This is a genomic window from Pseudomonas sp. JAI120 (assembly GCF_014207255.1).
In the GTDB taxonomy this organism is placed as follows: Bacteria; Pseudomonadota; Gammaproteobacteria; order Pseudomonadales; family Pseudomonadaceae; genus Aquipseudomonas.
In genome coordinates, this window is sequence record NZ_JACHCZ010000001.1 from 1,017,053 (window position 1) to 1,030,817 (window position 13,765).

General features: G+C 63.0%; 15 protein-coding genes. 2 read left to right on the forward strand and 13 right to left on the reverse strand.

The annotated features are described in order from the left end of the window. Positions 1 to 61: 61 nt before the first annotated feature. Positions 62 to 811, reverse strand: a complete 750-nt coding sequence (locus HDC32_RS04645; RefSeq protein ID WP_131699873.1) for a glucose 1-dehydrogenase — start codon at positions 809 to 811, stop codon at positions 62 to 64. A gap of 144 nt (positions 812 to 955) precedes the next feature. On the opposite strand from HDC32_RS04645, the gene HDC32_RS04650 reads away from it, so the two are divergent. After that, entirely contained in the window at positions 956 to 1,816 is an 861-nt protein-coding gene (locus HDC32_RS04650) for an AraC family transcriptional regulator (RefSeq protein WP_184742728.1), read from the forward strand. Between the two features lie 24 nt (positions 1,817 to 1,840). Here HDC32_RS04650 and HDC32_RS04655 read toward each other — a convergent pair whose 3' ends face one another. The 3 genes from HDC32_RS04655 to HDC32_RS04665 are packed head-to-tail and all read right to left on the reverse strand — an operon-like array spanning position 1,841 to position 3,976. After that, positions 1,841 to 2,818 carry a trans-acting enoyl reductase family protein gene (locus HDC32_RS04655; protein WP_184742730.1) on the reverse strand — a complete coding sequence of 326 codons (978 nt, stop codon included), beginning with the start codon at positions 2,816 to 2,818 and terminating at the stop codon, positions 1,841 to 1,843. Beyond that, positions 2,815 to 3,216: a VOC family protein gene (locus HDC32_RS04660; RefSeq protein ID WP_131699871.1), complete on the reverse strand. Its 402-nt coding sequence runs from the start codon at positions 3,214 to 3,216 to the stop codon at positions 2,815 to 2,817. The genes HDC32_RS04655 and HDC32_RS04660 overlap by 4 nt, the downstream gene beginning before the upstream one ends. Positions 3,217 to 3,232: 16 nt before the next feature. Beyond that, positions 3,233 to 3,976 carry an SDR family NAD(P)-dependent oxidoreductase gene (locus tag HDC32_RS04665; RefSeq protein ID WP_131699870.1) on the reverse strand — a complete coding sequence of 248 codons (744 nt, stop codon included), beginning with the start codon at positions 3,974 to 3,976 and terminating at the stop codon, positions 3,233 to 3,235. A 138-nt stretch (positions 3,977 to 4,114) separates the two neighbouring features. Between HDC32_RS04665 and HDC32_RS04670 the strand changes: the two genes are divergently transcribed. Next, positions 4,115 to 5,002, forward strand: a complete 888-nt coding sequence (locus tag HDC32_RS04670) for an AraC family transcriptional regulator (RefSeq protein ID WP_184744098.1) — start codon at positions 4,115 to 4,117, stop codon at positions 5,000 to 5,002. 20 nt (positions 5,003 to 5,022) lie between these two features. Here HDC32_RS04670 and HDC32_RS04675 read toward each other — a convergent pair whose 3' ends face one another. From HDC32_RS04675 to HDC32_RS04715, 9 genes are read right to left on the reverse strand one after another with little or no spacing between them, the layout of a single operon-like run. Then, positions 5,023 to 6,099, reverse strand: a complete 1,077-nt coding sequence (locus tag HDC32_RS04675; RefSeq protein ID WP_131699869.1) for a chemotaxis response regulator protein-glutamate methylesterase — start codon at positions 6,097 to 6,099, stop codon at positions 5,023 to 5,025. After that, the gene (cheD, locus tag HDC32_RS04680; protein WP_131699868.1) at positions 6,062 to 6,595 is read right to left on the reverse strand and encodes a chemoreceptor glutamine deamidase CheD; all 534 of its coding nucleotides are present in this window, start codon (positions 6,593 to 6,595) and stop codon (positions 6,062 to 6,064) included. The genes HDC32_RS04675 and cheD overlap by 38 nt, the downstream gene beginning before the upstream one ends. Beyond that, the gene (locus HDC32_RS04685) at positions 6,592 to 7,401 is read right to left on the reverse strand and encodes a protein-glutamate O-methyltransferase CheR (RefSeq protein WP_131699867.1); all 810 of its coding nucleotides are present in this window, start codon (positions 7,399 to 7,401) and stop codon (positions 6,592 to 6,594) included. Before HDC32_RS04685 ends, cheD begins: the two co-directional genes overlap by 4 nt. 9 nt (positions 7,402 to 7,410) lie before the next feature. Continuing rightward, positions 7,411 to 7,950, reverse strand: coding sequence for a chemotaxis protein CheW (locus HDC32_RS04690; protein WP_131699866.1), 540 nt, complete (start codon positions 7,948 to 7,950; stop codon positions 7,411 to 7,413). Positions 7,951 to 7,986: 36 nt separating this feature from the next. Then, positions 7,987 to 9,645, reverse strand: coding sequence for a methyl-accepting chemotaxis protein (locus HDC32_RS04695; RefSeq protein WP_131699865.1), 1,659 nt, complete (start codon positions 9,643 to 9,645; stop codon positions 7,987 to 7,989). A gap of 29 nt (positions 9,646 to 9,674) precedes the next feature. After that, positions 9,675 to 11,711: a chemotaxis protein CheA gene (locus tag HDC32_RS04700; RefSeq protein WP_184742732.1), complete on the reverse strand. Its 2,037-nt coding sequence runs from the start codon at positions 11,709 to 11,711 to the stop codon at positions 9,675 to 9,677. 40 nt (positions 11,712 to 11,751) lie between these two features. Further along, positions 11,752 to 12,039 (reverse strand): lipid asymmetry maintenance protein MlaB, encoded by a 288-nt coding sequence (locus HDC32_RS04705; RefSeq protein WP_131699863.1) that lies wholly within the window; start codon positions 12,037 to 12,039, stop codon positions 11,752 to 11,754. Between the two features lie 23 nt (positions 12,040 to 12,062). Next, a complete protein-coding gene (locus tag HDC32_RS04710) occupies positions 12,063 to 12,431 on the reverse strand; it encodes a response regulator (RefSeq protein ID WP_065873103.1) in 369 nt (122 codons plus the stop codon). A gap of 9 nt (positions 12,432 to 12,440) precedes the next feature. Further along, entirely contained in the window at positions 12,441 to 13,655 is a 1,215-nt protein-coding gene (locus HDC32_RS04715; protein ID WP_145338430.1) for a methyl-accepting chemotaxis protein, read from the reverse strand. Positions 13,656 to 13,765: the final 110 nt, after the last annotated feature.

A 13,765-nucleotide genomic window follows, 5' to 3' on the forward strand; every position in this document is an offset into this window, starting at 1 on the left:
GCAGAGCCTGCGGGCATGCGAAAAATTCAATCGGGGTTATGCGGGTGCGGATCAGTGGTCGTCAGTAGCCCACGCCACGTACGCCGCCCGAGGCACGGATCGACTCACCTGTGACCCAATGCGCCGCCTCGGAGGCCAGGAATACGGCCAGCGGTGCAATGTCCTCGGGCTCGCCGAAACGCCCCAGCGGCGTGCCGGCAATCAGCGACTGACCAAATTCGCCAGCGAAGTTGCCTTCGGTGGCAGGCGTATGGGTATGGCCAGGCAGGATCGAATTGACGCGAATACCGCGCGGTCCCAACTCACGGGCCAGGGCAAACGTCAGGGTATCCACCGCCCCCTTGGTGGCCGAATAGACGCTGGAGGCGAGGTACGGGTCGGTGCTGAGGATCGAGCTGATATTGATGATACTGCCGCCCTGCCCCAGCAACTTGACCGCCTCACGTACCGCCAGCAGGTAGCCCAGTACATTGAGGTTGAACTGCTTGTGAAAGGCCTCTTCAGTCAGGTCTTCAATCATCTGGAACACCGCCACGCCCGCGTTGTTGACCAGGATGTCGAGCCTGCCGTATTCGCTGCGCACCGTGTCGAACAGGCGTGTCACATCGGCAGCCTGGCTCATGTCGGCTCGCACGCCGAACGCAGTGCCACCGTGGGCGCGAATATGGGCGACCACCGCATCGGCGTCAGATTTGCTGTTGGCGTAATTGACCACCACCGTCGCCCCTGTTGCTGCCAGGGCCTTGGCGATACCGGCACCAATGCCTTTGGAGGCGCCAGTCACGACTGCGATTTTTCCATTGAGTGTCATAGCTGTTTTCCCAGGTTGAGTGATAGTGCTGACCCCCAGTATTCGGGCAAGGCCTGAAACGGCGGTTGCCGGTTTCTCTCCCATGCTTGCCTATTCTTCGCACGTGGCTTGCTTTGCGCTCCGGCACGGCTCATGGTCAGCGCCATGAACGACAACCTGAATGAACTGCGCCGTCTGGTGATGCGCGCAGAAAACACCTGGACCGACACCGGCCTGCCCCGCGTCGCCATGGTCCAGGCCGAAGCCTGCGCAGATCAGTTGTACCCGCCGATGGTGCACCTGGTGCTGCAAGGCTCGAAAACCCTCTCGATTGGCGATCAGATCTCGACGTGCGGGCCGTCCAGCTATTTTGTGGTGCCGGTGGAGGTACCCGCCACCGGCCAGGTCCACGCCGGTGCACCCGGCCTGTCCTACCTGGCACTCAGCCTGACCCTGGAGCCTGCGGTGATCGCGGCCGTGCTGGCGGATGAAGTCCCCCCCGACGAAAGCCGGGGCGCGCACCGGTTCGCGGCGGTGCAGGCCACCGACGAATTGCTGGATGCCTGGCTGCGCATGCTGCGCCTGATGGATCGGCCCAGCGAAGCGGCTGTGCTGGCCCCCCTGATCGAACGGGAGATTGTGTTTCGCGTATTGCAGGGCCCGTTGCGCTCAACCCTGGTGCAAATGGCCCGCCCCGAAGGGCGCCTGGCGCAGATCCGGCGAGCCACCGCGTGGATTCGCGAGCACTACACCGAACCCTTTCGCGTGGAACCGCTGGCGGCCATGACCGACATGAGCGTCGCGGCGTTCTATCGGCACTTCAAGGCCGCGACCGCGATGACGCCGATTCAGTACCAGAAGCGCTTGCGCCTGTTGCGGGCGCGCTGGTTGCTGCTGTTCGACAGCCTGGATGCAGCGTCTATCGCGTTCCAGGTGGGCTATGAAAGCGCCTCGCAGTTCAGCCGCGAATACGCACGACTGTTTGGCCTGCCACCGATCAAGGACGCGGCGAGGTTCAAGGTCTAGCCCCCCACCGGTACTGCCTGGAAATTAAAAATCGCTGATGCGCGTGCCTGCAATCGTCTGGGCAAAGCCCACGCCAAACAGGTGTGCAGGGCTTTCAAAACCGCTGCGGCGCTCACCGCCAAGCACCCGCCGCGCGGCTTCTACTGCGGCGAGGGGCGTGTAGCTGTAGCCATTGACGGTCTCGATGACCGAGCGCGCCACGCTGCCATCCGCGCCGGTCACTTCGGCGATGGCGCGGGCGCGATGGGCGTCACGCTCGACCTGTGTGGGGCCGTCGGGCAGTTGTGACAGGTCACCTTCGGGGAAGGCGTCGCCACTGATGTGCACGAACATCGCGATATCCGCGATCGCGGTGGAATGCCAGGCGGTCACCAGGTCGCCGAAGGACAGCGGCGCGCACAGCACCGGGCCATCGCCGAAGTCGAGTAACTGTGGCTGTGCGTCCGGGGTCGTGATCAGTTGGCCGTCGACCCTTGCCATAACGCCCGCGCCGATGATTTCGCCCACGCTCAGCGCCGAGCCTCGAGACATCGAGCCCGGAACTTGCAGGGCGATGCGCAACGATTGGGGCTGCCGCACGCGCTGGGCGACATGCATGGCCAGGCAGTCGGTGGGCACGACGTCCCAGCCGACACCGGGCAGCAACATGACGCCGGCTGCGGCGGCGTCGCTGCCGAGTTGCTCGGCCAAGCGATAGACGTTGATCTCGGCGGTGATATCCAGGTAGTCGACCCCGGCCTTGATACAGGCCTGCATCAAGGTGCCCGCCGTGTGCGCGAAGGGCCCGGCGAAATTGAGCAGCACATCTATACCGTCCAAGGCGTCAGCGCTGGGCGCCTGCGCAGAGAAGACACGGTATTGCACCTCGAGTTGAGCGGCGAGTGGCGCCAGCCGTTCGGCATTGCGCCCGGCGATCACCAGGGCCAGGCCCAGTTTCTTGGCGTGTTCGGCGGCCATGCGTCCGGTGTAGCCGGTGGCGCCGTAGATCATCAAAGTCTTCATAGGGTGTGCTGCCAGTTCTTGTAGACGAATTCGAGGCTGTACCCGTCCGGGTCCAGTACGTTGGCGGCGTAGTAATTGGGGTCGTAGTGCAAGCGTGCTCCGGGTGCGCCGTTATCGCGGGCGCCATGGGCCAAAGCGGCGGCGTAGGCGGCCTCCACCTCGGCACGGCTGTTGGCGACGAACCCCACATGCACGGCGCGGCCATCGACCACACCTTCGCGCAGCCAGAAAAACATGCGGCCATGGGCACCGAAACCTTTGAGATCCGGGTGACCGGCAGGCCCGTCCTTGCCATCGAAGTCATGGCGAGCGGTGATGCCCAGGGGCGTCAGCGCGGCGGTGTAGAAACCCACGGAACGCGGGATGTCACTGACTGAAAGAAAGAGATGATCAAGCATGCGGTAGCCTCGCGATTCAAATGATGTAGCCGCCCGCGACCTCAATTGTCTGGGCATTGATCCAACGGCCTTCTTCCGACAGCAGCATGGCGATAACCCGTGCCACGTCTTCCGGTTCGCCTACACGGCCCAGGGCGGTTTGCCCGGCCAGCAGCGCTTCGAACTCATCGTTCAAGCCACCGCCCAGTTCGGTGCGGATGGCGCCGGGTGACACCGCGTTGGCGCGGATACGGCGCTCGCCGAATTCCTTGGCCATGTAGCGGGTGAGTACGTCGAGGCCGCCCTTGAAGGCGGCATATGGCGCCACACCGGCGGTAGCGACGCGGGTGGTGGCGCTGGTGAGGTTGACGATGCTGGCGTGTTCTTCCAGCAGCGGCAGCAGGGTCTGGGTGAGGAAGAACGGGCCCTTGAGATGGACGTTGAACAGGCCGTCGAATTGCGCTTCGGTCACGCTTTCAAGCGGGTTGAACAGGCCATAGCCGGCATTGTTGACCAGCCCGCCCAGGGTGTTTGCACCCCAGGTGCTACGCAGGGTCTGCACCACGGCGTCACGGAACGCTGCGAATGTGCCGGTAGCGCTGACGTCCAGTTGCAGCGCCGCCGCCTTGCCGCCTGCCGATTCGATGCGCTGGACCACCGCGAGTGCCGCCTCGGGGTTGCGGTTGTAAGTGAGGATCACGCCGTGACCTTGGCGGCCACACAGTTCGGCGGTACTGGCGCCGATGCCACGGCTGCCTCCGGTAATCACGATAACGCTCATGGCTTGCTCCACTGTCGAAAAGTTGAGTGACCACAATAGCCATCGCCCTACCCCGTGACGCAGCCGTTCCTACTCCAATCCTGCCTGTTTCTGCTTTTTGCTTGCGCAAGGTCTGCAGGAAGGCACAGCATGGCCAGCATGAATATTCAATTGATCGAACTGCGAGCCCTGGCCGCCAAGGCCGAAAACCGCCGCACCGAGACCGGTATCCCGCGGGTGGCGATGGTCCAGGGCGCGATTCCCGAGCATATGCTCGCGGCGGTGTATGACCCGATGATCAACCTGATCCTGCAGGGCAGCAAATCCCTGACCGTGGGCGATCGCACGTTGCACTACGACCCGGCGACGTATTTTGTGATGTCCATCGAGTTGCCCGCCGTGGGGGTGGTCAACCCGACGAGTACGGGCGAACCGTACCTGGCGGTCAGCCTGACCCTGGACCCGGCGGTGCTCACCACCTTGCTCAATGATCTGCCCGCGCCCAGCGGTCGCGGTGAACAGGACGCGGGGTTTTCAGTGGCGGCGGTGACGCCTGCGTTGATGGACGCCTGGGTGCGCATGCTGCGCCTGATGGGCGACCCGGTGGCCATCGCGGCCTTGGCACCGGTGTATGAGCGGGAAATCCTCTACCACGTGCTGCAAGGCCCCCATGGTTGGATGCTGCGGGAAATCGCCGCGCCGGATACCGCCATGGCGCGGGTCAGCCAGGCGATCCAGTGGATACGCCGGGACTACGCCGCCCCGATCCGGGTGGAGGCCTTGGCACAGAAGGCAGCGATGAGTGTTTCGGCGTTTCACCGGCACTTCAAGGCGGTGACCAACTTGAGCCCGTTGCAGTACCAGAAACGCGTGCGCCTGTTAAACGCGCGCACGTTGATGTTGGCCAGTGCGAGCAGCGTGACCAAGGCCGCGCTCGAAGTGGGGTATGAAAGCGCGACCCAGTTCAGCCGCGACTATGCGCGCGTCTTCGGGCTGCCGCCGGCGCGGGATACGGCGCGGATTCTGGCGCAGAGCAAAGGACAGTGAACACAGGCCAGCGCTCGATTTCACTTATACAAGATCGCCTGGTGGATATCCTCCAGCGCCATGATGCGTTGGGCAGCGTTGAGCTTGATAGCTTCCTTGGGCATGCCGAACACCACGCAACTGGCCTCGTCCTGGGCCACCGTGGCGGCTCCGGCCTCGAGCATCTCCTTGAGCCCGCGCGCGCCGTCGTCGCCCATGCCGGTCATGATGATGCCGGTGGCGTTCTTGCCGGCGAACTTGGCCACCGAGCGAAACAGCACATCCACTGATGGCCGGTGCCGGTTGACCAACGGCCCATCAATGACCTGCGCGTGATAATAGGCGCCGCTGCGAGTGACCATCAGGTGCTTGCCCCCAGGGGCGATCAGGGCCAGGCCAGGCAGGATGCGGTCGTTGTTGCGCGCTTCGCGCACCTCGACCTCGCATAAGCTATTGAGGCGTTCGGCAAACGAAGCGGTGAATTTTTCTGGCATGTGCTGCACGATCACCATGCCTGGGCACACCCTCGGCAATGCCGTCAGTACCGCCTCCAACGCTTGGGTGCCGCCGGTAGACGTGCCGATGGCGATGATACGTTCGGTGGTCTGTGCCATGGCATGGCCATTGGCGGCAGGCAGGATCGCATCCGCACTGAGCTTGCTGGCCGGGACCAGTGCCGGGCTGGCGCTGCGCTTGCCCAGGTTCCTGACGTTGGAATTCGCTGCGGCGCGGATCGCTGCCACCAGCTCGGCCGCCGACTCGATCAGGAAACTCTTCAACCCGGTGCTGGGCTTGGTGATGATTTCCACAGCACCCGCCGACAGCGCCTGCAGGGAGGTTTCGGCGCCTTTCTGGGTCAGCGAGGAACAGATCACCACCGGTGTCGGCCGCTCGCTCATGATTTTCTTGAGAAAGGTGATGCCGTCCATGCGCGGCATTTCCACGTCCAGCACGATCACATCCGGCCATTCCCGGGCGAGTTTATCCATGGCGAAAATCGGGTCGGAGGCGGCGCCCATGACGTGAATATCCGGCGTATCGCTGAGGATCGCCAGCAGTACCTGGCGAACCACGGCCGAGTCATCGACCAGCAGTACACTGATTTTTTTGGTAGGCATCTTGTTGAATTATTCCCATTGGTTGGTGCCGGACCCAGACGTTGCCGTTCCACAGGTCGAACATGATCGTGCGGTAACCGGTACTGCCCATGTCCTGGGCTGTCAGGTGCAGGTGATAGTGCTCGGCCAGGGCCAGCGCTGCGCGAATATTCAGGCTGGCCACGTCCTGCGTTGGCAGGCGGCGCTGCTGCTCGGGAAACATCTTGCCGCCGCCGAACAACTTGACCTGGTAATCCTGTGCATACGTGCCATTGACCTTGGCGTGGAGCAGCAACAGTTCCAGGGCTTCGTCGGCATACCTGCCATCCAGGGGCTGATGGTCGCGCAGGCGCCCCGGCAGCATGAAGTGACACATGCCGCCGATCAGCCGTTGCGGGTGCCAGAAGGTGATCGCCACGCAGGAACCGAGCAAGGTGCGCAGGCGCGTCGACTGCGTCGCAAAGCTGACCTGCCCAGGGGCTAATACCACTTCGGCCGTACCGGCAGGCTTTTTCATGGCTTGCGGTAAATCGACGGTGCCACCAGCTTCAGGGTGTCATTGACGCCGTGGAGGCTTTCCGAGTGACTGATGATCAAGTAGCCGCCGGGTTTGAGCAGCGGCAGCAGGCGCGCGATGACCTGGCTCTTGGTCTGCTGGTCGAAATAAATCATCACGTTGCGCAGGAAGATCACCTCGAACTCACCCAGGGCCGGCAGCGCTTCGTTAAGGTTGACCTGGACAAAATTGACGCGGCTACGCAAGGCCTTGTCGATCAGCAAGGTGCCCTCCTGGCGACCAATGCCCTTGAGGCAGTACTTGGCCAGCAGCGGCTGGGGCAATGTCTCGGTGCGCTCCATGGAGTAATGGCCAGTGCGCGCCTTAGCCAGCACTTGGGAACTGATGTCCGAGCCGACCACTTCCCAGGGCGTGCTGCCAAGGCTCTCGGCCAGGGTCATCGCCAGGCTGTAGGGCTCTTCGCCCGAGGAACTGGCCGCGCTCCACACGCGAAACACCTTGCCCGGCGCGGCATGGGGCAGCACCTGCTGACGCAGGAAGTCGAAGTGCTTAGGCTCGCGAAAAAAATAGGTTTCGTTGGTGGTCAGCAAATCCAGCGCAACCTGCAGTTCGCCCTTGCGCTCACCATTCATGATCAACTTGAAATACTCACCATAGCTGTGCAGCTCATAGTGCTTGAGGCGCTTGAACAGGCGTCCGGCCACCAGGGCTTTCTTGGCCGGCGACAGGTTGATGCCGGCCGCGCGGTACAGCCAGGTCTGGAACTGACCGAATTCACGGTCGTCGATGGAGACGGTGTCTGGCATGGTCGGGTCTCAACGCGGGTCGAAGTCGAGGGCCGGCGCCTGGCCGGCCTCGGCGAGACTGGACATCTCATCGATGGACAGCACCTTGTCCACCTCCAGCACGATCACGAACTTGCCGTCGACCTTGGCCATGCCGCTGATGAAATCAGCGCGAATTCGCGCGCCGAAGTTGGGTGGCGGTTCGATCTGCGTGGCCGGGATCTCCCGCACGGCAGACACCGTATCAACCAGCAGCCCGATGTCCTGGGGCTGCCCATCCTCGGTACTCGCCTCGATGATGATCACGCAGGAGCGCCGCGTGATCGCCGAGTTGGCCCGCCCAAAGCGCGCCGACAGGTCGACCACCGGCACCACCGCGCCGCGCAGGTTGATCACCCCGCGCACAAAAGCCGGCATCATCGGCACCACGGTCAGGCTGCCGTATTCAATAATTTCCTTGATCCCCAGAATGCCGATGGCGAACATTTCGCCGCCGAGCATGAAGGTCAGGTACTGCGCATCCTCATCTACCGCCACCGCGGTCTGCCGAGTCGTCATTACTGCGCCCATGTCACTCTCCCTAGTAGGCCCGTATTGATCGTGGGATCAGAAGCGGGTGAAATCCGCTTCGTCCGGGGCACTGGCCATGGTGTAGGCGAACGCCTTGCGCTGCGCCGGTGTTTTTGGGCGTGGCGCCTGACGGTTGGGCTTGCTGCCCGGGCTGTCCACGCCGCTGCTTTGAACCGCGACCCTGGGCGCTGAATCCAGCACGAAGAAGCTCATGGCCTGTTGCAGTTGCTCGGCCTGGCTGCTCATTTCTTCGGCCGTGGCCGCCAATTCCTCGCTGCTCGAGGCATTTTGCTGGGTGACCTGGTTGAGCTGCGTCATCGCGGTGTTGATCTGCGCGACACCGGCGGCCTGTTCCTCGGACGCGGCGCTGATTTCCTGCACAAGGTCGGACGTCTTGTTGATGGAAGGCACCATTTCGTCGAGCAACTTGCCGGCTTTCTCGGCCATGTCCACGCTGCTGGAGGACAGTTCACCGATTTCCTGGGCGGCTACCTGGCTGCGTTCAGCCAGCTTGCGCACTTCGGCGGCTACCACGGCGAACCCCTTGCCGTGCTCGCCGGCCCGAGCGGCCTCGATAGCGGCATTGAGTGCGAGCAGATTGGTCTGGTAGGCGATGTCATCGATGATGCTGATGCGCTGGGCGATTTTCTTCATCGCCACCACCGTCTGCTGGACCGATTCGCCGCCCTCGGTGGCTTCCTTGGCGGCCTTGCTGGCCATGCCATCGGTGACCTTGGCGTTTTCGGTGTTCTGGTTGATGCTGGCGCTCATCTGCTCGACCGACGCACTGGTTTCCTCGACGCTGGCGGCCTGTTCACTGGTGGCCTGGCTCATCGATTGCGCGGTGGCGCTGACCTCCTCGGAGGCGCTGGCCAGGTTATCGGCGGCGTTACGCACTTCGCCGATGATATGCGCCAGCTTGCCGACCATGTTGCGCATGGCGTTGAGCACCATGCCGGTTTCATCTTTCCCACCGGGCTCGATGTGCGCGTTGAGGTTGCCTTCGGCCAATTGCTCGGCGGCGCTCGCGGCTTGGCGCAGCGGGCGGGAAATGATCCGCGCAATGAATACCGCCAGGCCCAGGCCGATCAACAGGGCCGCGCCCAGTACTGCAATGATCGACACGCGTGAGCTTTCGTACAGCGCCGAGCCCTTGTCACCGGCGGCAGTGGCGCCAGCATCATTGATCTCGACCATTTTCTGCAGGCGAGTGGTCACCTCATCAAAATGGCTCCTGGACTCTCCCCTGAGCAAACCGCGCGCCTGGGCTTCCTGGTTCTGCCGGGACAACTCGAGCAACTGCTTGCTGGATGCCAGGTAGGCGTCCCAAGCGCTTTTCACGCTGGCCAGGAGCTGCCGATCTTCATCGTTCGAGAGCAATTGCTCGTAGGTGCCCATGCGGGTTTCGAACTGTTGGCGCGCATCGCTGGCTTCGCGTTCGGCCTGGGCCTTCTCCTCGGCAATCTCGGTACCGATGTGGTTGTTTTCTTTCAAGCGGTAGTTGGCGGCAAAAAAACGCATGCCTGCCGCCGCGCGCATGGAGGGCATCCAGTTGCCCTTGATGTCCTGGGCGGCCTGGTTGACGGCACCGAGCTGAAGGATGGCGAAGCCGCCCATGGCCCCGGTGAGCGCCAGGACCACCAGGAACGAGCTGATCAACTTGGTGGAAATTTTAAGATCGTAGAACCATTTCATCGGGGAACCTCCATGGAATTGCAGATACGTCAGCGGGCGACGACCGGTAGCGACTGAGGCGCCTGGGTCGTGCGGGCTTCCAGTTGTACGATTTGGTTGAGCAGTGCCGGTACATCCAGGATCAGGGCCACCGCGCCGCTGCCCAATATGGTCGAGCCGCTGATGCCGCGCAGTGCGCCGAACAACTTGCCCAAGGGTTTGATCACGGTCTGAAACTCACCGAGCAGGTCATCCACCACCAGCCCGGCCTTATGCTCGGCGTAGCGCACCACCACCACATTCTGGCGTCGGGCAACGGGGCCTTCATGGCTGAAGTGGTCACGCAGGTGCACCAGCGGCAACACCTCGCCACGCAGGTCCAGATAGCCCGTGTCGCGGCTGGACTGGCGCTGGTGTTCATCCAGCTCGATACATTCCTGGACCATGTCCAGGGGAATCACGTAGGTGGATTGGTCGATGCCGACCAGGAACCCATTGATGATCGCCAGGGTCAGCGGCAAGCGAATGCGCACCACGGTGCCCTGGCCGGGGCGGCTGTCGAGGTCGACGGTGCCGCGCAACAGGGTGATATTGCGCTTGACCACGTCCATGCCGACGCCGCGCCCGGACAGGTTGGTCACCGCCTCGGCGGTGGAGAACCCCGCTTCGAAGATCAGGTTGTAGATCTCCTGGTCGGTGAGCACCGCACCGCTGGCCACCAGCCCGCGTTCCTGGGCCTTTTGCAGGATGCGTTCGCGGTTGAGCCCGGCGCCGTCGTCGGCGATCTCGATGACGATGCTCCCCGAGTCGTGGTAGGCATTGAGGCTCAGGTGGCCCTTGGCCGACTTGCCGGCCGCACGCCGCGCATCGGCGCTTTCGATACCGTGGTCCATGGCGTTGCGCAACAGGTGCATCAGCGGGTCGCCGATCTTCTCGACCACGGTCTTGTCCAGTTCGGTTTCCGCGCCGCTGATGATCAGTTCGATGTCCTTGCCCAGCTCCTGGCTGATATCGCGCACCACGCGGCGGAAGCGGTTGAACGTGTCGCCGATGGGGATCATGCGCAAATGCAGGGCGCCATCGAGGATCTCTTCCACCAGACCCGACACCGTCGAGGAGGCCTCTTGCAAGGGGTCGTTGTTACAGGATCGGGCCAACAGGCTCGCGCCGGCGCTGGCGATGACCAGCTCGCCAACCAGATTGATCAACTCGTCGAGCTTGTCGGCGTTGACGCGCACGTAATTGCCGTCGCGGGTTTTCGCCTCGCCGGCTGCCGGCCGCTGCGGTGCGGCCGTCACCAGGCCTGGCTCGGCCTGCGTGACCGGGTCGCCAGCGATGGCCGCCTTGCTGGCGGGCGCTTCGTCGACGGCACTGATGTGCACTTCACAGTCGTCACGCACAAAGTCGAACACTTCGTTGAGGGTGGCGTGGCTGGCCGTCGAGCGCAGGTCGATCTCAAAACCCAGGTAGCAGCTTTCCGGGTCCCAACTGTCCATGGGCGGGATGCTGTCGGTCAGGGTGGTGACCTGCATCATCTGCCCCAAGGTCTCGAGGTAGCGCAGAAATGACAGGGGGTCCATGCCATTACGAAATACGTCCACGCCGAAGCGCAGGGAGATGTGCCAGAGCACTTCGACCGCCGCGTCGTCGGCCACCTCAGCGGTTTCGACACTGGCAGTGGCGGTTCGCATCGGCTGATAGGCACTCAGCGCCTCGCGCAATGCCTCACCGCGCTCCAAAGCGGCAGGCGTCGGCACCTCACCGCGGTTGGCGACTACTTCGACCAGTTCGAGCATGTGGTCGCCGCACTTGAGCAGCAGCGCGATCAATGCGGCGTCCACCGCCACATTGCCTTCGCGCAGGCGGTCAAGCACGTCTTCGACGATATGCGTGAACCCCACGATCGACGCCAGACCGAAAAGGCCCGCCGAACCCTTGATGGTGTGCGCGGCGCGGAAAATCGCGCCGATGGCATCCTGGTCGCCGGGCTCGCTTTCCAATTGCAGCAGGGATTGCTCCATGGCCTGCAACAGCTCGCGAGCCTCTAAGATGAATGTCTGCTGTGCCTGATCGAGATTGATGCTCACCGTGACTTTCCTTGTCGATCAAAAAACGTGGGGGCGCTGACTATGAGGCCGCGCTGCGACACAGTTGGAGCGCCTGCATGACTACCTGGCTCTGGCCGGTCACGCTCAAGGCGGTACCGGCGATGCCGGCTTCACGCCGGATGACCGCGAGCAACTGCAGGCCGGCGCCATCCATTTCCGTGACCTCTGACAGGTCCAGCTCCAGGCGTGGCGCCGCGCCCATCTGCGGCAGCAGCGCAGCCGCCAGTTCCGCTACGGTGTAGATCGTAAGCTCGCCGTCAATGCGCACGCGCGCAGTGTCGTCGACTGTTTCAGTGGTTATCGGCATGGGAGCCTCCCTGGCGCCGGGGATCAGGGCAGGATCAGTTTAGACACGGCTGCCAACATCTGCGCAGGCTGGAACGGCTTGACCACCCAGGCCTTGGCGCCGGCGGCCTGGCCCTCGGCCTTCTTCGACTCCTGGGACTCGGTGGTCAGCATGATGATCGGGGTGAACTTGTAGTTGGCCAGCTTCTTGACCTCCTTGACGAAGGTGATGCCGTCCATGTTGGGCATGTTCACGTCGCTGATGATCAGGTGCACTTTCTGCCCGGTCAGCTTGCCCAGGGCATCCTTGCCGTCGCTGGCCTCGATGACGTCGTAACCGGCGCTTTTCAAGGCTATGCCGACCACTTGCCGCACGCTGCTGGAGTCGTCGACCACTAATACATTCTTCGCCATGATGTGCTCCTAAAAGAAGGTGATGTCTTGAGAATTCTGCTGTACGGCCGCCTCTCCATGATGGAGGCGCCGCTGCTCGTCGGTGGCGTAGGTGGCTTCCATGCGCGCCAGCCATTGGCGGGCGTCGACGGCCACCGGCTGGTCCGGGGCCTGGCTGGCCTGCAGGAGGTGCTCATGCAGGGCGTGCATGTTGTCTCGCACGTGGCTGAGGATCTGGCTGACCCGGTCCTGGAATTGCAGGTTGACCAGCACCTCGGTCATCTCATCCCGGATCCCGTAGCTTTCCTGCTTGAGCAGGTCGGCGGATTCGGCCAGGCGCCCGGTAATGTTCTGGAAGCGTGCGAGCACCACTTGAATACTGTTTTCGGACTCGGCCACCGAATGGCTGTCCTGGTCGGCACTGCTGGACGCGGCCTGGACCAATTGCGTAATGGCGTTATTGATGATGTCGACCTTGGCCGACATCTGCTGGCCGGTTTCACTGGATTTGCTCGACAGGCTGCGCACCGCGTCGGCCACCACCGCAAAGCCGCGACCGGCCTCACCGGCACGCGCCGCCTCGATGGCTGCGTTGAGGGCCAGCAGGTTGGTTTGTGCGGCAATCGCCGCCACATCAGCGGCCATGGTGCGCAGTTCGCCGGTGTAGGCGGTAAGGCTGCGGACCTGGGCCAGGGTTTGGTCACGGCTGGTCTGAGTGGCCTTGAGCGAGTTGATTACCTGGCTCAACTCGCTGTCACTGCGTGCCAGCACCTCAAGTGCGCCGTCGGCGGCCTGCCCATCCAGTTCGCCGGCTGCGTGCTGCGAGGCTTGTACCGTTTCCTGCAATCGCGTGGCGATCCCGGTGAAACGGTTGGCCAGGCTCACAATCGCTTCTTCGGTCTGATGGCGTGAGCTTTCCACCTGCTTGGCCCAGATGGGCATGGCGCCGAGCAACACCTCATCAAGCTGTGCACGAGAGGCCATGCCGTTGTGCGCCGCGTCTGCATCTGACTGATCCGCCTGCGCCCGCGCAATCGCCCGCAGCATGGCGTTGCGCTGCGAAGCCGCGCTCCAGGCACAGGCACCGAGGCCGATCAGCACCAGTACCGCGCAGGCCAACAGATTGGCAGGCGAAGTTGATTGCACGAGTATCCACAAAACGGCAGGCACGACCGGGATCAAAGCGAACCAGCGAAAACGTGGATAAACGGGAAGAGGCATGCTGCTGGAATGGCGCTGGGGCATGAGTTCGATCCTTGAACGTTGTTGCGGATGTAAGTGACATAGTTGTTATCTGCGCTGTAACTCGCAACTTGAGGCGACTTAGGTGCCTTCCGTCTGGTTTATGACCGGTG